General features: G+C 60.3%; 19 protein-coding genes and 1 tRNA gene. 14 read left to right on the top strand and 6 right to left on the bottom strand.

Annotated features, from left to right (window positions below; all coding sequences use genetic code 11):
* Positions 1–14: 14 nt before the first annotated feature.
* On the bottom strand, positions 15–1,436 hold the full coding sequence (locus GOB86_RS06660; RefSeq protein ID WP_165991578.1) for an NAD(P)-binding domain-containing protein: 1,422 nt from the start codon (positions 1,434–1,436) through the stop codon (positions 15–17).
* A gap of 151 nt (positions 1,437–1,587) precedes the next feature.
* Between GOB86_RS06660 and GOB86_RS06655 the strand changes: the two genes are divergently transcribed.
* Positions 1,588–2,490, top strand: a complete 903-nt coding sequence (locus GOB86_RS06655) for a LysR family transcriptional regulator (protein ID WP_165991577.1) — start codon at positions 1,588–1,590, stop codon at positions 2,488–2,490.
* A 21-nt stretch (positions 2,491–2,511) separates the two neighbouring features.
* A complete protein-coding gene (gene guaD, locus GOB86_RS06650; protein WP_165991576.1) occupies positions 2,512–3,843 on the top strand; it encodes a guanine deaminase in 1,332 nt (443 codons plus the stop codon).
* On the opposite strand, the gene GOB86_RS06645 is transcribed toward guaD, so the two are convergent.
* Positions 3,840–5,432: a gamma-glutamyltransferase family protein gene (locus GOB86_RS06645; protein WP_165991575.1), complete on the bottom strand. Its 1,593-nt coding sequence runs from the start codon at positions 5,430–5,432 to the stop codon at positions 3,840–3,842. The genes guaD and GOB86_RS06645 overlap by 4 nt on opposite strands.
* A gap of 211 nt (positions 5,433–5,643) precedes the next feature.
* Between GOB86_RS06645 and GOB86_RS06640 the strand changes: the two genes are divergently transcribed.
* From GOB86_RS06640 to GOB86_RS06630, 3 genes are all read left to right on the top strand, one after another.
* Positions 5,644–6,252 carry a nucleoside 2-deoxyribosyltransferase gene (locus tag GOB86_RS06640; protein WP_165991574.1) on the top strand — a complete coding sequence of 203 codons (609 nt, stop codon included), beginning with the start codon at positions 5,644–5,646 and terminating at the stop codon, positions 6,250–6,252.
* Positions 6,253–6,382: 130 nt separating this feature from the next.
* Positions 6,383–7,636 (top strand): FAD-dependent oxidoreductase, encoded by a 1,254-nt coding sequence (locus GOB86_RS06635; protein WP_165991573.1) that lies wholly within the window; start codon positions 6,383–6,385, stop codon positions 7,634–7,636.
* A gap of 6 nt (positions 7,637–7,642) precedes the next feature.
* A complete protein-coding gene (locus GOB86_RS06630; protein WP_165991572.1) occupies positions 7,643–8,140 on the top strand; it encodes a c-type cytochrome in 498 nt (165 codons plus the stop codon).
* A gap of 26 nt (positions 8,141–8,166) precedes the next feature.
* Here GOB86_RS06630 and GOB86_RS06625 read toward each other — a convergent pair whose 3' ends face one another.
* A complete protein-coding gene (locus GOB86_RS06625; RefSeq protein WP_165991571.1) occupies positions 8,167–8,553 on the bottom strand; it encodes a hypothetical protein in 387 nt (128 codons plus the stop codon).
* 152 nt (positions 8,554–8,705) lie between these two features.
* Here GOB86_RS06625 and GOB86_RS06620 point away from each other — a divergent pair, with 152 nt between their 5' ends.
* On the top strand, positions 8,706–9,494 hold the full coding sequence (locus GOB86_RS06620; protein WP_242012533.1) for an META domain-containing protein: 789 nt from the start codon (positions 8,706–8,708) through the stop codon (positions 9,492–9,494).
* Between the two features lie 295 nt (positions 9,495–9,789).
* Positions 9,790–10,488, top strand: a complete 699-nt coding sequence (locus GOB86_RS06615; RefSeq protein ID WP_165991570.1) for a hypothetical protein — start codon at positions 9,790–9,792, stop codon at positions 10,486–10,488.
* 136 nt (positions 10,489–10,624) lie between these two features.
* On the opposite strand, the gene GOB86_RS06610 is transcribed toward GOB86_RS06615, so the two are convergent.
* Positions 10,625–11,020 (bottom strand): hypothetical protein, encoded by a 396-nt coding sequence (locus GOB86_RS06610; RefSeq protein ID WP_408737333.1) that lies wholly within the window; start codon positions 11,018–11,020, stop codon positions 10,625–10,627.
* Positions 11,021–11,166: 146 nt separating this feature from the next.
* On the opposite strand from GOB86_RS06610, the gene GOB86_RS06605 reads away from it, so the two are divergent.
* From GOB86_RS06605 to GOB86_RS06595, 3 genes are all read left to right on the top strand, one after another.
* Positions 11,167–11,937 (top strand): YoaK family protein, encoded by a 771-nt coding sequence (locus GOB86_RS06605; protein ID WP_253543763.1) that lies wholly within the window; start codon positions 11,167–11,169, stop codon positions 11,935–11,937.
* Between the two features lie 5 nt (positions 11,938–11,942).
* Positions 11,943–12,572: a hypothetical protein gene (locus GOB86_RS06600; RefSeq protein ID WP_165991569.1), complete on the top strand. Its 630-nt coding sequence runs from the start codon at positions 11,943–11,945 to the stop codon at positions 12,570–12,572.
* A gap of 191 nt (positions 12,573–12,763) precedes the next feature.
* The gene (locus tag GOB86_RS06595; protein WP_165991568.1) at positions 12,764–12,940 is read left to right on the top strand and encodes a hypothetical protein; all 177 of its coding nucleotides are present in this window, start codon (positions 12,764–12,766) and stop codon (positions 12,938–12,940) included.
* 73 nt (positions 12,941–13,013) lie between these two features.
* Here GOB86_RS06595 and GOB86_RS06590 read toward each other — a convergent pair whose 3' ends face one another.
* Entirely contained in the window at positions 13,014–13,316 is a 303-nt protein-coding gene (locus tag GOB86_RS06590) for a YggT family protein (RefSeq protein WP_242401051.1), read from the bottom strand.
* A 119-nt stretch (positions 13,317–13,435) separates the two neighbouring features.
* Between GOB86_RS06590 and GOB86_RS06585 the strand changes: the two genes are divergently transcribed.
* Positions 13,436–13,511: transfer RNA gene (locus GOB86_RS06585), tRNA-Ala, on the top strand.
* Positions 13,512–13,648: 137 nt separating this feature from the next.
* On the opposite strand, the gene GOB86_RS06580 is transcribed toward GOB86_RS06585, so the two are convergent.
* On the bottom strand, positions 13,649–14,038 hold the full coding sequence (locus GOB86_RS06580) for a hypothetical protein (protein WP_165991567.1): 390 nt from the start codon (positions 14,036–14,038) through the stop codon (positions 13,649–13,651).
* Between the two features lie 380 nt (positions 14,039–14,418).
* On the opposite strand from GOB86_RS06580, the gene GOB86_RS06575 reads away from it, so the two are divergent.
* From GOB86_RS06575 to GOB86_RS06565, 3 genes are read left to right on the top strand one after another with little or no spacing between them, the layout of a single operon-like run.
* Entirely contained in the window at positions 14,419–14,880 is a 462-nt protein-coding gene (locus tag GOB86_RS06575) for a (2Fe-2S)-binding protein (RefSeq protein ID WP_165991566.1), read from the top strand.
* Positions 14,877–17,087: a xanthine dehydrogenase family protein molybdopterin-binding subunit gene (locus GOB86_RS06570; RefSeq protein WP_165991565.1), complete on the top strand. Its 2,211-nt coding sequence runs from the start codon at positions 14,877–14,879 to the stop codon at positions 17,085–17,087. Before GOB86_RS06575 ends, GOB86_RS06570 begins: the two co-directional genes overlap by 4 nt.
* Positions 17,087–18,412 (top strand): cytochrome c, encoded by a 1,326-nt coding sequence (locus GOB86_RS06565; RefSeq protein WP_165991564.1) that lies wholly within the window; start codon positions 17,087–17,089, stop codon positions 18,410–18,412. Before GOB86_RS06570 ends, GOB86_RS06565 begins: the two co-directional genes overlap by 1 nt.
* The last annotated feature ends 68 nt before the right edge of the window (positions 18,413–18,480 follow it).

The following is an 18,480-nucleotide window of genomic DNA, read 5'->3' as shown; positions in this document are numbered from 1 at the left end:
ACGCTTGTTTTTTCTCAGGCCGGCTCGGGCGGATCAAAGCTGGTCAGTTCGTCCACATTATAGTCCAGCAGGCTTTGCAGGTGCAGTGCCCCGTCCTCCACAAACAGGCTGCGGCCTATGCAGTTGGTCAGCTTTTCCACCCCAAAGCGCATACCGCTGATGGTAGCACCCGCAAGCCCCATGCTGGGCATGGCCGAGAAGGTAAAGTTGTAGATGCACTGCATCATGGGGGAGAGCGGGTCCCCAGCTTCGAGCGGCTGGAACTGGAATGCGTTGCTCAGGTACGGGTGGCTCCCCAGCAGCGCGCTCTGCTCATCCGCGGGGGCCTCAAACCGGTCTTTCCACAGGGCAATGCGGCTGGAAATGCGCGCAAGTTCGGGCCGCTTGGTCAGGTCGATAATAAAGCCCGTGCCAATGATCAGGAAGTCAAACTCCATCTCACCCTTGGGGGTGGTCACGACCACGGCACCGTTTTCCTCCCGCACGGCGGTCCATGGGGTGCCGGGGTGGTAGGCAAAATTAGGGTGCTTGCGGCAACGCCAGAACGTGTCCTGCGGGGGCGGCTGGTTCAGGTCGTAAATCTTGTACATAAAGCGCCAGCGCAGCAGGTCTGGCAGGTCGGCCAGATAGCTGAGGAAGCCTGCGTTTTCCATCCAGCGGTACGGGTTGACCGTGGGTATCTGCTTACGGCGCAGGCACAGGTCCACGCTGGCGGCACCGTGTTCGAGCACGGTTGCCGCGTTATCAAATGCCGAGGCTCCTGCCCCCAGCACACCAATGCGCTTGCCACGCAGGGATTCAAAATCGATCTGTTCGCAGGTATGGGCATACCGGCTTTTGGGCAGACCTTCCTTGATAAAGTCGGGAACATGCCATGCCCCGCCCCCTTCAATACCGGTCGCCAGCACCACGCGCCGCGCCCACACAACATGCGCCGCCCCACCAGCAGCAGCAGTGAAGGTCAGCTTAAGCAGCCCGTCTTCCCACGCAATGTCGGTCAGGCGCTGTTCGTTGCGAACGGGCAGGTCCAGCACATCACGCAGCCAGTTCAGATAATCCTGCCAGTCATGGCGGGAAATTTTATCTAGGTCACGCCACGCCTGCTCGCCGTATTTTGCCTCAAACCAGGACTGCGGGGTCAGGCTGGGAATACCAAGGTCCGGCCCGGTAACATGTTTGGGCGTGCGCAGGGTGATCATGCGCGCAAAGGTAACCCACGGCCCTTCCGCCCCCTGTGGAGCCATATCAAAAATACAGGTGTTGGTCACACCGCGCCGCCGCAGCCCAAAGCATGTGGCAAGCCCGCCCTGCCCGCCGCCAATAATGGCAACGTCCAGCACATCCTGACCGTTGTGCTGGTGAGGAACGCACCAGTTACCCGAGGCAAACTCGATTTTGGCAAGATCGTCCCGGACGCGTTTGTTTAGCTGTTCCATACCCATTTATCAGTCCACATTATGCAGATCGGGAATCCTGCGTGGTTCCTGATCGCGCCAAATAAAATCAGACTTACTGTTTCACACACGTATCGTTCTTGTATATGACTTAATTCAGCATGGTGCGTTCGCAAAAAGAGAGCAAAAGCTGATGCCCGTTTTTTCCCGCTTTCTCCGTTATTTCATGGCCGTGGCGCAGCATGGCTCCATCCGCAAAGCCTCGGACGAGTTGCATATTGCCGCATCCGCCATAGACCGGCAGGTGTTGCAGGGCGAAAAAATTCTGGGCACCCAGTTGTTCGAGCGCCTGCCATCTGGCCTGCGCCTGACCACGGCGGGGGAACTGCTCCTGACCTCCTGCCGCCGCTGGTCGCGCGACCTGAACGCGCTACAGACCCAGCTTGATAACCTTAAGGGCCTGCGCCAGGGATCGACGGATATTTTAATCCCCGACGCCCTGACCAAGGGGTTCCTGCCCACTCTTCTGGGCAAGCTGCGCCAGACGCACCCCGGTATTATGGTGAGCATACACGTGCGCAAAAGCCACGATATGGGGGAACTGCTGGTTAAGGGCCATGCGGACTTCGCGCTCATGTTCAACCCCGGCCACATGCGCGAATTAACAGTACGCACCCACAAGGAAATTCCGCTGGGCTTTGTCTGCCTTCCCTCGCACGAGATCGCGGGGCTGGACGAGGCACGGTTCAGCCTTGCTGCCGAATACCCCATGATCGTACCCGCCCCCCCACTGGCCCTGTGGCGGCCCATTGGTGTGCTGGAAGCCGAAACGGGGGTCAAGGTGGCCACCGTGGCCAAGGCGGACAATATTCAGATGATCAAATCCATGGTGCTCGAAGGTGCGGGGGTGGGAATTCTGAGCTACCTTGATGCGTATGACGAGGTACAGAAAGGCCAACTGGCCTTTACCCCCATTACCAACCGCAAGCTGCCCCCGCTCACACTGGCGCTATGCGTGGACCGCTCACGCCAGCTTTCCACCGCAGCGCGATTTATTATCACCGAAATTGAAAACTTTTTTGCCGAACAGTTCTAACGGCCCGAAAGCAACCAGCCCATGCCCAACACCCCCGACCGCCGCGCCATAAGAGGCAGCTTTGTGACTTTTTGCGCCAACCCCTTTGTCGCCCCCGCGCAGGACGCGCTGGTGCTGGAGGAGGACGGACTGATCATTATGGAGCACGGGCGCATTACCCATTGCGGCCCCTATGCCTCCCTGCGCGAGTTGTTGGGGAACGACACCCCCCTGACCCACTACCCCGACGGCCTGATTAGCGCGGGATTTATAGATGCCCATGTGCATTACCCCCAGATTTCGGCCATTGCCTCGTGGGGGGAGCAGCTTCTGCCGTGGCTGGAGCAGTATATTTTTCCCACCGAGGCGGAATTTGCCAACCCGGACGTAGCCCGGCGGACCGCAAAGCTGTTTTTGTCCGAACTCCTGCGCAATGGCACCACCACGGCTGCGGTGTACTGCACGGTACACCCCCAGTCGGTCGATGCGTTTTTTGAAGAATCGGCACGCCTTGGCACCCGCATGATCGCGGGCAAGGTGCTCATGGACCGCAACTGCCCGCCCAACCTACAGGACACAGCCCAAAGCGGGCATGACCAGTCCGCCGCCCTGATCGCGCGCTGGCATGGCAGGGACCGCCAGCTTTATGCCGTAACCCCGCGCTTTGCCATAACCAGCACACCCGAACAACTGGAACTGGCGGGCACGTTGTTCCAGAGCACGCCGGGTCTGTACATGCAGACCCATCTGGCCGAAAATCTGGACGAAATAGCCGCCGTGCGCAGCCTGTTCCCCAACAATACGTCGTATCTGGATGTGTATGCAAAAGCGGGGCTGGACGGCCCACGCGCCATATTTGGCCATGCCATCCACATGAGCGAGCATGACTTTGCCCATTGCCACCACTCCGGCTGCACACTGGCGCACTGCCCCACGTCCAACCTGTTTTTAGGCAGTGGCGCGTTCCGCCTGTTTGACGCCCTTAAACCCAGCCGACCCGTGCACGTAGCACTGGGGACGGATGTTGGAGCGGGCACATCGCTCTCCCTGCTTGCTACAATGGGGGAGGCTTACAAGGTCTCGCTCATGGCGGGGGATAAACGGCTTTCAGCAGCACAGGCGCTATGGCTGGCAACGGCAGGGGCAGCCCGCGCGCTGGACCTGCATGACCGGATCGGCCTGATTGCACCGGGCATGGAGGCCGATCTGTGCGTAATGGACCCCACCGCCACACCCCTTATGGCCCAGCGCAGCGCGCGCTGCACCAGTCTGGCCGAACGCCTGTTTACCCTGATGGTACTGGGCGATGACCGGGCCATACGCGCCACATGGGTCAATGGCAAACTGGTGCATACAAGGGTGGATGCAGGCTAGTACGCGCCAACACACCCATCGCTCCGCGGGTCGGCCGCCCCTTCAAACAGACCGCTCGCGTGGCGCACCACCGCTCCGGCATGGCCCATCATGCTGGTAAAGGGAGCCACACGCTCCACCTCGTGGCCCGCCTGCTCCAGCCGGGCAATGACCCCCGCATCAAACCGGCTTTCTATTTTAAGCGAGTGGCTGTTGCTGCCCCATGTGCGCCCCAGCAGCCAGCGCGGCGCGGTAACGGCCTGCTGTAGGGGCACACCAAACATGGCGTAGCGCGTAAACAGGGCGGCCTGCGTTTGCGGCTGGCCCTCGCCCCCCATGGTGCCGTAAACCATGACCCGTCCATCCTCAAACCGGGCCAAGGCGGGGTTGAGGGTATGGAAAGGCTTGCGGCCGGGCACAAAGGCGTTCCACGCCCCTTCCTCCAGTTGGAAGGACGCCCCACGGTTCTGCCACAGCAGCCCGGTCTGGGGCAGAAACACACCGGACCCGAATTCAAAATACAGGCTCTGGATCATGCTGACCGCAACACCGTTGGAATCCACAGCCCCCATCCATGTTGTATCCCCCATTTGCGCGGGTGCTGGCCACGGCATGGCGCGGCGGGGGTCAATCTGGGCAGCCATGGCGTTAAAGCGGGCATTATCATCCAAAAAGGTCTGGGCGTCTTCGCTCATCCAACGCGGGTCGCCCACATGGGCATTGCGGAAGAGGAAGGCATGCTTTGTAGCCTCCACCAGCGCATGCACATAGGCAAAGCCGTCCACCTCCTGCACGTTGAGTTTTTCAAACAGTTTGAGAATGGCAAGCGACGCCACCCCCTGCGTGGGCGGAGGCGCGTTATATACCTGAGCCCCAGCCACGCGAGCATGCAGGGGCGTGGGGGTGGCAACACTGTGGTGGGTAAAGTCGCGCGCGCGCAGGGGGCTGCCTGCGCGGGTCAGGTCGTCTAGCAATTTGTGCCCGACGGTCCCTGTATAAAAACTCTCCAGCCCGTTGCGCGCCAGACTTTGCAAGGTGTCGGCCAGTGCCGGATTTTTGCGAATATCCCCTGCATGGGGCAGGCGTCCATCTGGCGCATAGGCCGCTGCAAATGCGGCATTACCCAAGAGCTCGGCCTGTTTTTCAGCCAGAAGGGAGGCTTCGCTCAGGGTGAGCGCATAGCCATTTCTGGCGTACCAGATTGCATCTTCCAACACGGCTTCCAACGGCAAGGTGGGCTGGAGTGCCGCACTGCGCGCCAAGGCCGTCTGCCAGCCAGAAACCGTGCCCGCCATGGTGTTGGCAGCCATACCCCCGCGCCAAGGCACGCTGGTATGGCCCGCAGCGGCGTAATCCGCCACGCTCCCGTGCAGGGCAGCCGCGCCACAGGCCTCCAGCACCTCGGTCCGGCCATCGGGGTAGGAGATCAGCCAGAACGCATCCCCCCCCATACCGGTCATGTGCGGATAAACCGCGCATAGTGTGGCCGCCATGGCGGTGACCGCCTCCAGCGCCGTGCCGCCTTTTTTAAGAATGGCCAGACCACTCTGGCTGGCCAGATGGTGCGGGGATGTGACCATCCCCCGGGTGGACTGAAAACTATGCAGCATGTTCTGGGTGGCTCCCGCTCTGGTATGGCCAGTCTGTGCGCACAGGATACCGCGCTTTTGCGCCAGCCCCCATAAACAAAAAAAGCACGCCCCCATTGCCGGGCTGCGAGAGCCCCCGGCACCGGGGCTGTCCCATATGCCTTTGTGCCTGACAGCACGCACAAAATCTGACAACCATACTCACCCGACCACCCAAGCAGGACCCCACGCAATGCCAGACCGTCAGGCAGGCTCCCGGCCACAGCAGCCCACCACAGCAGAACCCGCCGTTTATCTGGCGGGGCCGGGCGTGTTCGCGCAGGATGCACGCGCGCAAGGAGCGCAACTGGTCGCCGCCTGCGCCCGTATGGGGCTACGCGGCCTGTACCCGCTGGATGCGGAACTGGACCCGCAGGCCCATGCAAGCCCACCCGCCCTTGCCCGCGCCATTGCCAACGCCAATATGGGGCTGATCCGCCAGAGCCATGCCGTTATTGCCGATCTTTCGCCCTTCCGTGGTCCCAATGTGGATGACGGAACGGCGTTTGAAATAGGGTATGCCCACGCACTCGGCCTGCCGGTTTTTGGCTACGCCCACACAGCCGCCCCCATGGCCGCCTACCCCGAGCGCGTGCTGGCCTGCGGGGGCAGCATGAGCACGCTTATGCTGGATAACCGCGCAACGCTGGTGGATGAACACCAGATGGTGGTGGAAGACTTTGGCCTGCCTGTTAATCTGATGATCGCAACTATTCTTTCCGATTCCGGTACAATTTTTTCCTCCGCACAGGCGGCAATTGCAGCGGCGGCGGCCCATCTGCTTGGCCAGCAGACCCGCTAAACCGCGCCGGACCGCCAGCCCCCTGCCCCCCAACAGAACCGTTTTGCCCATAGGGGTAGCGCACGCACGGCAAACCCTCTTATGCTAAGGGTTCCCTCCGCCAGTTGAAACACGATTAGGAATACGCAGATTGAAACGTAGAGACCTGTTTGCGGCCTCTCTGGCAGCCGGAATAGCAGGGGCAACCCGCCGCCGCGGCTGGGCCGCAACACCCGAGGCCTCCGCCGCCCTTGGTCGCACAGCCCTGCACGGGACCATTCCCCACCTTGTGCCCATTCGCGCCCATGCGGACCAGATCATGGACATAAAGGTCTGCCTGCGGCCTTTCCGCCCCGCAGGCCCACGTATGGATGTGGAGCGTGTGGCGGGCAAAACCGTGGTGCATAATTACGGCCATGGTGGCAGTGGGTGGTCGCTCTCATGGGGGGCGGCCCACATTGCGGTCGGGCATGCCGCGGCAACGCTAGAGCGCAGGGTGGCCGTTATTGGTTGCGGCATTATTGGCCTGACCTCCGCCCTGACCGCCCTGCGCGCGGGGCTGGACGTGACCATTTACACCCGCGACCTGCTCCCCCACACCCGCTCCGTGCGGGCCAACGGCAGCTGGACCCCGGATTCGCGCATAGCCCTGACCCAGCAGGCAGGCCCCGAATTTGCCAAAACATGGGAGCAGATGGCCCGTTACTCCTGGCAGACCTACCGTGACTATCTGGGCCTGCCGGGTAACCCGATCGACTTCCGCGACAACTACACCCTGTCCGACACCCCACCAGATGCGGCAGACCACGCCCCTACCCCCACGGACCCGGCCAAGGGCAATTTTGCCACCACCGGAGCCCCACAAAGCAGTGCGGAATTTGCCGAATACGCCAGCCGGATAAGCGACATTATTCCCGCCCCCGAACTGCTGGCCGGGGCGGACAACCCGTTCCCCGTAGGCTATGCCCGGCGCACGCCGCTCATGATCTATAATTTTGGGGCGTATGGCCACCTGCTGCTGGAGGAGTTCCATCAGGCGGGCGGGCGTATTGTTATCCGCGAATTCCATAGCCCGGCTGATCTGGCGGATCTGCCCGAACGCGTGGTGATCAACTGCCCCGGCTACGCCGCGCGCGACTGGTGGAACGACAAATCCCTTATTCCCATCCGGGGGCAGACAAGCTGGCTCCCGCCCCAGCCCGATGCACCTTACGCGCTGGAATACAAAGGGGCCGCCATGATCTCCAAATCCGATGGGGTGATGATCCAGGGCTACGACATGTACGGACTGGGCGAGATGGACGGCGTGGGCAACAGCTTTGAACATCCCGACCGCGCGGAAGCAGAAAAGGCCATAGGTATTATTGAGGACCTTTTTACCCGCTTTCAGCCACGCAATGGATAAGGGAACATGATGTCTTTTTCCTTTCCCCTTCGCGCAACCGCTCTTGCCTGCGTAATGGCATGCCTGCCCCAGACCGGCGGCGCATGGGCGCAGTCATACTCCACCGGCCATACAGGCGGGCGGGCGGGCGCTGCCCAGCCTGTTTCGTTCTCAGCCGAGCAGGTGGCACATGGCGCGCAGATCTACGCCGGAGCGTGCGCCATGTGCCACGGCGCGGACCTTGACGGCGGGCATGATGTGCCCGACCTGAGCACGTATTTTACCGCACGCTGGGCCAACACCCCGCTTGACCGGCTGGCCGGGTATATTGCCCACGCCATGCCCCTTATGGCGCCCGGCACACTGCCCCCGCAGGACACAGCAGCTCTTGTGGCGTTCATACTGCACCACAATGGCGCAACCTCCGCCACTAACGCGCCCCTGCCCATGGAAGAGGCCCGGCTGGCCAAATTCCGCTTTCCCGCACCTATTACCCAGCCACCAGCCTCAGGCGGTAAACCCTAGGTGCTGGCAGGCCTTACGCGTGGGGGTTAACCCTGCGCGGGGGGCTGGAGCAGCGTTTGGCAACGGACGTAGGAATCCTTGTCCTTAAAAATGAACACCACATAATAATCCAGCGCCCGGCCACGCCGGTGCGTGGTGTGGGTGTAAAATGGATACACGTCCTGTGCCGCGCCAAACCCGGCAGGCAGCGGTTCGGACGCCATGACCGTATTGACCCTAAACAGCGGCACATAAACATGCACAGGGCCGGGGTTACGCCGCACATGCCACAGGTGCCTGCGGAACTTGCGCAGCCGGTCTGGCAGAATGAACACCATGTTCTCTTCAATAAACCGTTCATCCGGCTGGGGGCTGCGCAGGTACTGTGCATCCTCCGGCATGTCGCAAAAATAATTGTAACCCTGAATAATCATGCCCTGCTTTTAATCCCCCCACACCTTGCGGAACAAGCCATTCAGGCTGCCTCCCTTTTGCTCCCCACCGGGCAAAAGGCCAGAAAGCCGTTGTGCCCGCACGCCAAACGGCCATACTGCTGACAATTGGCAATAACATGAGGAACCACGCCATGGCTTGGCCGCGTATTCGTTCTTTTCTGGCTCCGGGCGCACTGGCTCTTGTGGGGGCGTGTGCTGCGCAAACCCAGCCCATTGCCACGACCGGGACTGACAGTAGCGTGTATGAGGCCCGCGGGAACGAGCCATTCTGGAACTTCAGCATGGCGTCTGGCACGCTGGCCCTGAGCACACCCGACGGCCCGCGCCTGACCCGCCTGATAACCCGTGCCTACACACGCGGGGACACGCGCCATTACGAGGCCCCCGACCTTGCCGTGGCCATTACCCCCACCCCCTGCCAGGACAGCATGAGCGGGCAGATGTTTACACAAACCGTGAGCATTACCACCAAGGAGCAGACACTCAATGGCTGCGGGGGCAACCTTGTCCCCCCCACACGCCTGAACGCCACGCGCTGGGTTGCCACGCAGCTTGATGGCCACACTCTGCGTAACGGCAACGTTCTGCCCGATGCGCATGACAGCGCAACCGACGAAAACCCCGACCCGGCAGCAGATATGTTCACCCCCACGCTGGACATTAACGACACGGGCAAGGTCTCCGGTTCGGATGGGTGCAACCGTTATGCTGGCGGGCTTGTGTTTGGGCATGATGGCAAGGTGAGCACAGCCCCGCAGGCCGGGATCAGTACTCTCATGGCCTGTCCGGGCGCGCATGGTCAGGTTTCCACCCTTTTTCTGGCCCTGTTGCACAGTGTGCAGTCATGGACAATGGAGGACGGAACCCTTGTGCTGCATACGCAGGATGGAAAAACCATGCGACTGCGACAGACTTTTTAACACTGGCGCGCCGTGGTGCCTGTGTGGCGGGGGCACCACCCCTGCCATGCATAAATTTCGCACAAACATGGCGGAAAACCACACAACGAGACGGGGGCGTTTTCCCTCGCTCTTTTAAAAAAAGATTTTATAACGCCGCCAAAGTCTATTTTTAACTGTAAATTTACCATTTTTGTGCAAAAAAGCATGAGTGTATTTTAAGCATAGCCTGCTCAAAAGGATTCCGAAGCACGCCATGATACCCCATGTTTTTAAAACCCTACCTGTTTCATTCCCTTTTCCCTAAAGTACCACCATGCCCAACACTCAGCTTTCCGGGCCTTTTATCCTCACCAAAGCCAGATTTTACGATAAGTTTGTGGACTTAACCCACGAACAGAGCCAAAAATTCCGCACAGTTGTCCATAGCATTAACCACGACGAGCTTCTGGCCATAACCCTGCGTGCGCTCAAGGGCGCACAATTGCGGGTTTCCAGCATTCTGAGTGTGGCAAAACGCTTTGCAGACCTGAACGGCACAGTCCCGTTTGAGGTAAGCGCCTGCCTTTACAAAAACTTCCTCAAGGCCACCGCGCGCGATACTGGCATTTATACAAAAATTACGTTTGCGGAATACTTATATTACTCAATTAATTACGAACAATGCAAAGAGACCTATAACGCCGAAACACTGATCCCCACCATTTACAGCCCGACGCTGCCCCTTGGCCGGGTCATGGGGGGGCATATTGCGTTGGAAATTGTGCTGCTGAGCATCTGTCAGGCCAACGCCCGACGCCTGAACGAAACGGAATGGCTGGACACAACCCCGGACATGGACTGCCACGCGCATATCATGCATAGCCTCCTCCGCTACCAGCTTTTGACCTTTGAGGATGTGCAGGAAGAATTCGAGCGCATTATGCTCTATGTCACCGGATTTGTGCTGGACACCGTGCGCGCACTGTCCTGCGGGGGAGAGCAGCCCCCTGCCTCCCCCTCGCAAGGGGTATAAACACCCGCCACCCCGAACATCTGGCACGGGCCTGCCTGAGTGCATGCCACAAGATCTGGCTGTTAAGCAGCATACAAAAAAGGCGCCACAGGCAAAGCCGTGACGCCTCCATAACACCAGAAGAACTGTGTGCCTGTTACAGGCGTTCCTCCCCCTGCTGGCTGGCTGGCGGCTGCGGCTGGGTGGCTCCGGGCTGGGGCGTGGTGGTGGGCGTTGTGCTACCGGGGCTTGTGGAGTGTTCCACGTCGTAGGCCGTGGCTTTCTGCTCGTATGTGCCTTTTGCGCCGGGATGTTCCAGATCGTATAGTTTGGCCTTGTTTCTGGCTTCCTTGCGGTATTCGTGCCTGCGGTACATGCCTGTTACACACCCCGCCGTAGCACCCAGAACAGCATGGTTGGCCAGATGCCCACCAACGGCCCCCGCGGCACCGTATTTAAGGCACCCACCCGGTTCGGCCTGCACAACGGTTGCGCCCACTGTTGCGGCCATCAGGCCCGCCAGCCCCAGTGTTATCACGCGGTGGTGTCTCATACGCTTTCTCTTTTCCATTCCCGACCAGCCCGACCTTTCCGGGCCTGTTTTGATCATGCCTGTATCTGGTGGCAGCATTATGGTTTTTAAAGGCCCGTTTTTTTCCAAGGTGCCCAAACGCCACCGCTACGGCCCCAAGCACGGTCGTGGGGCATGGCTCCCCCCATGCCTGCGCGGTTTACACGGTTTTGCGCAATGGCACAGTATGCACACGCCCCGCACCTGAGCTAACAATACCCCCACACCATGCCAGACACCCCACCCCCATACCCGTATCCGCCCGCCGTATTCTGGTGCTTGGCATACTGGCCGGGCACATAGATGCACTCAGCTTTGCCCATCTGGGGGGGCTGTTTGCCTCCGCCATGACTGGCAACACCACGCATCATTCCGCAGCACTGGCTCATGCAGACTGGCACTATGCGGTGCTGCTTGCCTGCGTGCTTGCCATTTTTTTTGGCACGGGTTTTCTGGCAAGCCTTGCGCGCCTGTGGTGGGGGGCGGCCAATGGCATTGGGCTTATGGTGCTTTTGCTGCTGGTTGTGCAGGCCGCACAGTTTGGAAGCCATGCGCGGCTGGCCGAGCTTGTGTTGCTCCCCGCCCTTATGGCCATTCAGGGCGAGAGCATTGCCCGTTTTTCCGGCAATGCCATCCAGACCGTGGTGATCACCAGCAACATGCTCAAATGTGCATCCGCTCTGGCCAGCGCCGTGGCCCTGCGGTGCGGAGCCTGCAAGGCTGGTGCCCAACCTGCGGGGGCTATTATTCTGCCAGCGCTCTCATGGATCGGATTTGCCGGTGGGGCCATGCTGGGCGCGCTGGCGCTACTATGGCACGCACCTTTGCCCTTTTTGTGGCCCCTGCCATGGCTTGCCATTCTGTATATTGACATGACCCCCGCCAAAACCAGACACTAAGGGATATGTCTGCCTCCCCTGCTCCACGCCATTTTGCCCTGCCCCTCCGCCTTATGCCCAGCCTGACCCTTGGTGCGCTTCTGGCACTGGGCGGGTGTGGCTATTATTCCTCCCGCATTGCGCATAAGGGGCAACTGGCCGTGCTAGGCATGACCAACGAGGATCTGCTGGCCTGCGTGGGTGTGCCGGACAGAACGCAGATCATTAACGAGCATGTGCGGGTTTACCAGTACACCCGTGGCACCAACATTCCCTCCACTAACGATTCGACGTTGATCCCCCTGCAAACTCTGGTCAACCTGACCCAGACAACCCTTGGCGGCGCGGGCACCAGTTGTGTCGCCACCATCCGGCTGGTGGATGGCAGGGTGACAGACATGCATTACAGCGGGGACAACGACCAGATGATCGGCAGCGACGGGGTGTGCTCAACCATTGTCAAAGGGTGCCTGAACACCCCCGTCCCTTCGGCGCATCCGGTATCGGGCACGATTTTTGGCCCGGTTTCCGCCTTCCATGCGCCTGATATTACGGGGTTTTCCCGCTCCCCACAGAACACGCACGCAGGCGTACCGCAAGATCAGCCAGTACCCCCCTCAACGCCTGCACCCTCTGCGGCACCCGCTCAGCCCTAGTCCACCAGCGGGCCGCACACTCCTCGAAAATGCCACAATGCCATGCAGCAGATAGCTGTTGACCCTCAAAACCAAAGGAGTAGTGTGACGCTGTCAGATTTGTGAATGAATCCGGCAGGTTCTGCACAGTAGGCATTCCGCGCCAGAACTCCAGCAGCTCCTGCCTTACAGGCTACAAAAGGGTTTTTGGAATGGGCATTTATCTGTGCGTAACACTTCTGGGTCTTGACCTGATCGCTTACCTGCTGGGTGGCAACACCGCGGCTCTGGGCATTGCGGTTGTGGCATTCCTGGTTCCGGTTATCATTATGAGCAGCTACACGCTGACCCACATTGAAAAAGACGGCACCCCCGACGCTCATCACTGAGCCTTTACGGGTTTATCCGTTAAAAAAAACCGCCAGCCCGTAAGGTCTGGCGGTTTTTTTGTGCCCTGACTGACTAATGCAGGATCAGGGCGCGGAACACATCAGCCAGCAAGGGCTGAATAACGTACTGAATACCCAGCAGCACCACCATGGGGCTGAAGTCCACCCCACCGGGTGTTGGCAGCACGCGCCGGACCGGAGCCAGAACAGGCTCGGTCAGGCGCTCCAGGAACATGCCAATCTTCCAGACCAGCTGGTTACGGCTATCGAGTATGCCAAACGCATACAGATTGACGAAAATACAGGATATAAGGAGAATCCAGCAATAAATCTCCAGTATCCGCGTCAGCACCATGAAAAGCGAAAACACAAACACGATAAAAAACCAGCTCCTTACGACCAGCCCGAAGGCATACCACCCTTGGTTATACGCCTTACAATACAGCTTGACAGAAAAATCGTAAGCCCTGTAAACCACTCGCTAACAAAACAGGCGGGGCTGTAGCTCAGATGGGAGAGCGCCTCGTTCGCAATGAGGAGGTCAGGGGTTCGATTCCCCTCAGCTCCACCAACCGCCTTGTTCTGTTGTTATTTCCATTCAAAATTTGAATTTTTTGTAAATCCTGACCTCTCAGGTTTACAGCCTGTGCGCCCAGCGGTTGGCTCTGCCTGCCCTTAAGGCGGCAATAGCCCCCCGCCATGCCTGCATCAGTCTGCGCTGAGTGCCCCGCGTTCCAGAGCGGCTGTCATGCCAATGCTCCGCACACCGGCTGCCTTGGAATTTGCCTGAAAGGCATTTTTCAGGCTTTCGACCGCATCACGGACAAGTTGCACCATGGCATCCCTGTTCTGGTACCCCCCCAGTTCCAGCGAGTTCTGGTACAGGCTCCACACCGTGGACCAGATAATGGCGGGTGTAAGGTAGAGAGACCACTCGTTATCCGCAGGCAGTGCGTTTTTAATATCCTGCAAAAGCTGTGCAATTTCCTGCAGATCAAGGGAAATTGCTATATCTTCGCAGGCCTTGTTTTCAACACCTGCGGCAAGGTGCGCCAGCTTCCACAAAAGCGCGTCCGGTGTACCTGGGGTGGTATTCATACAGAATCGTCCTCTCATGGTTATGCAACTATATGATGGACGTGGCAGCAGAGCGGAGCAACGCCGCCGCCAGCGCAGCAGAGTTTCCGCCAGATCAGATAGCGCGTAATCCGGGCACCACCCCATAGCCACGCCAGCCAGCATGGGCACAACATGCGCGGACCAGTCCACAGGGCCGCCTTGTGGATGCAGTAAGCGCAGTGCAAAGCCCGCCGGAATAGGGGCAGCAACAGTCGGGCAGTGCTCGCATATATATGAATATATTCTTGAATATACAGATAATTTTTCAAAAAATCCGAACACTTTATCGGCTCATCCCATTTCGGAAACACACCAATTCCATTACATTGAGGAGTTCAGACCTGCCCCAAGGAGCCACCATGCTGAGCCTGAACATAAACGGACAATCCCACCAGGTGGATGTCGACCCGGACACCCCCCTTCTGTGGGTTCTGCGCGATGTTCTGGGCCTGAACGCCACCAAATTCGGCTGCGGCATAGCCCAGTGCGGTGCATGCACCGTGCATATGGATGGCCGGGCCGTGCGGGCATGCAACCTGCCGGTGGGGCTGATCGGGGAGCAGCACATCAGCACGCTCGAAGGGGTAGCCCCGACCGACCCGGTGGCAAAGGCCGTACAGGCAGCATGGGTAGCGCTGGACGTGGTGCAATGCGGCTATTGCCAGCCGGGGCAGATCATGGCCGCCATTGCCCTGCTGCGCAGTGTGCCCAACCCCACGGATGAGCAGATAGACAGCGCCATGTCCGCCAATCTGTGCCGCTGCGGCACGTATGTGCGTATTCGCGCAGCCATTCACCACGCGGCGGGAGCACTGGCATGACCACACCAACACCACGCCCCACCATGGCCAGCCGCAGGCAGTTACTGGGGGCCGGTGGCGCGCTCGTGCTGGCCACATTCTGGCCCACCATGCACCATGGCCGCGCACAGGGCGCTGCCCGCTCTGGTGGCACCGCCGCTGAACAGGGCATGCTGGTCGAAAACGCGCAGGGGGTCTTTGCCCCCAACGCCTATATCCGCATTGCCGCAGACAACCGCATAACCCTTATTCTGCCCAACGTGGAAATGGGACAGGGCATTTACACGTCTTCCGTCATGCTCATTGCCGAAGAGCTGGGCATAGACATGGCGCAGGTCGCAATAGAGGCCGCACCTCCGGGAGCCGGGGCTGAAATTACGGGTGGTTCCACCTCGGTCATGACCGAGTGGCTTCCACTCCGTCAGGCGGGGGCCGCCGCACGCAGCATGCTGGTGCAGGCAGCCGCCGCACGCTGGCAGGCACAGGTGGCGGACTGCACAACCCGCTCGGCCACAATTATCCACGTGCCTACCGGCCGTACCCTGCCCTTTGGTGCGGTGGCCGCACAGGCGGCAGCCCTGCCCGTGCCGCAAAAACCCACACTCAAGGACCCCGCCACCTACACCCTGCTGGGCAAACCCCAACACCGCATAGACAGCACGGTCAAAGTGGAAGGCCGCGCCATTTTTGGCATGGATGTGCAGGTACCGGGGCAAAAAATCGGCACTGTTGCCGCCTGCCCGGTGGAGGGCGGCACGCTGGCCAGCATGAACCGGGCCGCAGCCCTTGCCGTGCATGGTGTGCAGGCCGTTCTGGTCAATGCCCCCAACAACACGGTCTGCGTTGTAGCCGACCACTACTGGGCCGCCCGCAAGGGCCTGCGCGCGCTCAAACCCCAATGGCACTACGGCCCCAACGCCCATGTGACCACCCAGACCATATATGACCAGTTGCACGACGGGCTGAGCGGCCCCGCCATTGTGGCCAACACAAAGGGCGATGCCCCGGCCATTATTGCTCATGCCCCCACCACGTACACCGCCACCTACCAGCAGCCCCTGCTGGCCCACGCCCCCATGGAGCCCATAAACTGCACAGCCCATGTGCGGCCTGATGGATGCGACATATGGACCGGCACGCAAATTGCCGACCGCGCGCGGGACACGGCAGTCGAACTGACCGGCCTGCCAAAGGAGAAGGTAGCCGTACACTGCCAGTATATTGGCGGGGGTTTTGGCCGCAGGCTAGAGCATGAATATGTTACCCAGTGCATAGAATTCGCACGCCAGCTCCCCTACCCGCTCAAAATCATCTGGAGCCGCGAGGAAGATCTGACGCGCGACCGCTACCGCCCCGCCTATGTGGACCAGATGACTGCGGCACTGGATGACAGGGGTTTTATAACCGCCCTGACCCACCGCATTGTCGGCCCCGCCGTGGTCGCACGCTGGGACCCGCCCGAACTGACCAAGGATGGGTATGATGAGGACCTTTCCGTCACCACCATTATTACCCCTTACACCTATCCCGCCTACCGGCTGGAATTTGCCCGGCGCGAAGCCCCCGGCGTTGTTACCGCATGGTGGCGCGGTGTTGGCGGCACACGCGGCCTGTTTGTGGTCGAAGGGTTTATAGACGAACTGGCCCACCGCGCAGGAGCGGACCCCGTAGCCTACCGGCGCGCCATGCTGGCGCAAAACCCCCGCGCGCTGGCCGTACTGGACAAGGCTGCACAGCTCGCAGGCTGGAACACCCCTTTGCCACCGGGACGCGCACGCGGTGTGGCCGTGCAGTTTGCCTTTGGCTCCTACATGGCCAGCATTGCGGAAGTGGAAATGCCAGAGCCAGACAACGTAATTATCCACCGCGTGACTGCCGTGGTGGATTGCGGGCGTGTGCTCAACCCCGATCAGGTTGTCTCCCAGATCGAAGGCGGGCTGATTTTTGGCTTTAGTGCCGCTCTTTATAACGAGATCACGCTCGAAGGGGGCCGGGTGCAGCAGAACAACTTCAACACATGGCGCATCATGCGCATGAACGAAGCTCCACGCAAAATAGATGTTCTGCTCATGCCCAGCACGGAAGACCCCGGCGGCATTGGCGAAGTCGGAACCGCTGCCGCTGCCCCCGTTCTGGCCAACGCCATGGCGGCGGCACAGGGGCGGCGCTACCGCACGCTGCCGCTCCTTTCCCCCCGCAATGGGGCAACTGGCAAGGAGCAGGGCTGATGCGTAACCCCAAGCACACACGCAGCATAACCGGCCAGCCTGACACTACTCTGCCCCGTTACCCATTGGACCGTGTTTATGCCTGCCTCCGTGGTTCTTTTTCCGCCTGCCTCCTTGGCGGCGTAGCCTTGCTGGCCGCCACGCCCCATGCCCATGCCGCGCCCCCCGCAAGCGTGGAAAACGGGCGGTATCTGGCCCGCGCTGCGGATTGCGAGGTCTGCCACACAGCCGAAGGCGGCACACCCTATGCCGGTGGCCGGGCCTTCAGCCTGCCCGGAATTGGGGTTATGTACGCCCCCAACATTACCCCGGACAAAACCGCAGGCATTGGCACATGGACCGACCAGCAGTTTGTGGATGCAGTGCGCAAGGGGGTATCCCCTCACTGGAAGCACCTGTACCCCGCCATGCCTTACCCCGCTTATGCGCGCATGAGCGAAGCACAGGTCAGGGACATACGCGCCTATCTGGCAACGTTACCGGTATCTCCCCAGAAAACACCTGAAAATGCAATCAAATTTCCGTTTTCCATACGTGGGCTCATGGTGTTCTGGAACATGCTCAACGGCCCCGCCGCCAGCTACGCGGATGATCCGGGCAAACCGGCGGACTGGAACCGGGGGCGCTACCTGGTGGAAGGGCCGGGCCATTGCGCGGACTGCCACACCCCGCGCACAGCCACCTTCGGGCTGGATGGCAAGCGCGCGTTGGGTGGCAATGTGGTCAATGGCTGGCGGGCATATAACCTGACATCGGACAAACAGAGCGGGCTTGGCGCATGGAGTGATCAGGATCTTGCGCAGTACCTTGCCACCGGCCATGCGGATGGCCACGGCACGGCGGCGGGGGATATGGCCGATGTTGTGGGCCACAGCCTGCGCTACCTGAGTGCCCCCGACATCCACGCCATGGTGGTGTACCTGCGCAGTATCCCCCCCCTGCATACGGCCGAAGATACTGTGGAGCGCACCACACCCCCGGCGGGGGATGCCACATTACCCCAGACCACACGCGGCGCACGCCTGTATGCTTCTGCCTGTGCAGGCTGCCACATGCCCGATGGCACAGGCCGCCAGTCCAGCTTTGGCACCATAACGGGTGCGCGTTCGCTGGGGGCGGATAACGGGCGCAACCTTGTGCAGATTCTTGTGCAGGGCAGCGGCATGCAAACCACAACGGGTGTGCAGATCATGCCGCACTTTGCCGGTGGTGGGCTGAGCGAGCGTGATCTGGCCGACATTGCCAGTTTTGTTATGACCCACTTTACCACGGCGACACCCCACAACATGGAACAGGCCGTGCATGACGCCAAAGAGGCAAAATAACCTGCACCTAATGTAAAACCACTGCTTAACGCGGGCTTTATACCAACCACACAAACAAAAAGGCTGCG

This window comes from Acetobacter lambici, assembly GCF_011516885.1.
GTDB classification, from domain to species: Bacteria; Pseudomonadota; Alphaproteobacteria; order Acetobacterales; family Acetobacteraceae; genus Acetobacter; species Acetobacter lambici.
Note: the sequence above shows the minus strand (reverse complement) of the source record. Positions and strands in the feature narration are given on the sequence as shown.

Coding starts and splice junctions, on each gene's coding strand:
- GOB86_RS06575 (WP_165991566.1), top strand. CDS start 14,419: ATGCTGAGCCTGAACATAAACGGACAATCCCACCAGGTGGATGTCGAC.
- GOB86_RS06625 (WP_165991571.1), bottom strand. CDS start 8,553: ATGATTATTCAGGGTTACAATTATTTTTGCGACATGCCGGAGGATGCA.
- GOB86_RS06655 (WP_165991577.1), top strand. CDS start 1,588: ATGCCCGTTTTTTCCCGCTTTCTCCGTTATTTCATGGCCGTGGCGCAG.
- GOB86_RS06600 (WP_165991569.1), top strand. CDS start 11,943: ATGTCTGCCTCCCCTGCTCCACGCCATTTTGCCCTGCCCCTCCGCCTT.
- GOB86_RS06645 (WP_165991575.1), bottom strand. CDS start 5,432: ATGCTGCATAGTTTTCAGTCCACCCGGGGGATGGTCACATCCCCGCAC.
- GOB86_RS06595 (WP_165991568.1), top strand. CDS start 12,764: ATGGGCATTTATCTGTGCGTAACACTTCTGGGTCTTGACCTGATCGCT.
- GOB86_RS06615 (WP_165991570.1), top strand. CDS start 9,790: ATGCCCAACACTCAGCTTTCCGGGCCTTTTATCCTCACCAAAGCCAGA.
- GOB86_RS06660 (WP_165991578.1), bottom strand. CDS start 1,436: ATGGAACAGCTAAACAAACGCGTCCGGGACGATCTTGCCAAAATCGAG.
- guaD (WP_165991576.1), top strand. CDS start 2,512: ATGCCCAACACCCCCGACCGCCGCGCCATAAGAGGCAGCTTTGTGACT.
- GOB86_RS06620 (WP_242012533.1), top strand. CDS start 8,706: ATGGCTTGGCCGCGTATTCGTTCTTTTCTGGCTCCGGGCGCACTGGCT.
- GOB86_RS06630 (WP_165991572.1), top strand. CDS start 7,643: ATGATGTCTTTTTCCTTTCCCCTTCGCGCAACCGCTCTTGCCTGCGTA.
- GOB86_RS06580 (WP_165991567.1), bottom strand. CDS start 14,038: ATGAATACCACCCCAGGTACACCGGACGCGCTTTTGTGGAAGCTGGCG.
- GOB86_RS06640 (WP_165991574.1), top strand. CDS start 5,644: ATGCCAGACCGTCAGGCAGGCTCCCGGCCACAGCAGCCCACCACAGCA.
- GOB86_RS06610 (WP_408737333.1), bottom strand. CDS start 11,020: ATGAGACACCACCGCGTGATAACACTGGGGCTGGCGGGCCTGATGGCC.
- GOB86_RS06570 (WP_165991565.1), top strand. CDS start 14,877: ATGACCACACCAACACCACGCCCCACCATGGCCAGCCGCAGGCAGTTA.
- GOB86_RS06565 (WP_165991564.1), top strand. CDS start 17,087: ATGCGTAACCCCAAGCACACACGCAGCATAACCGGCCAGCCTGACACT.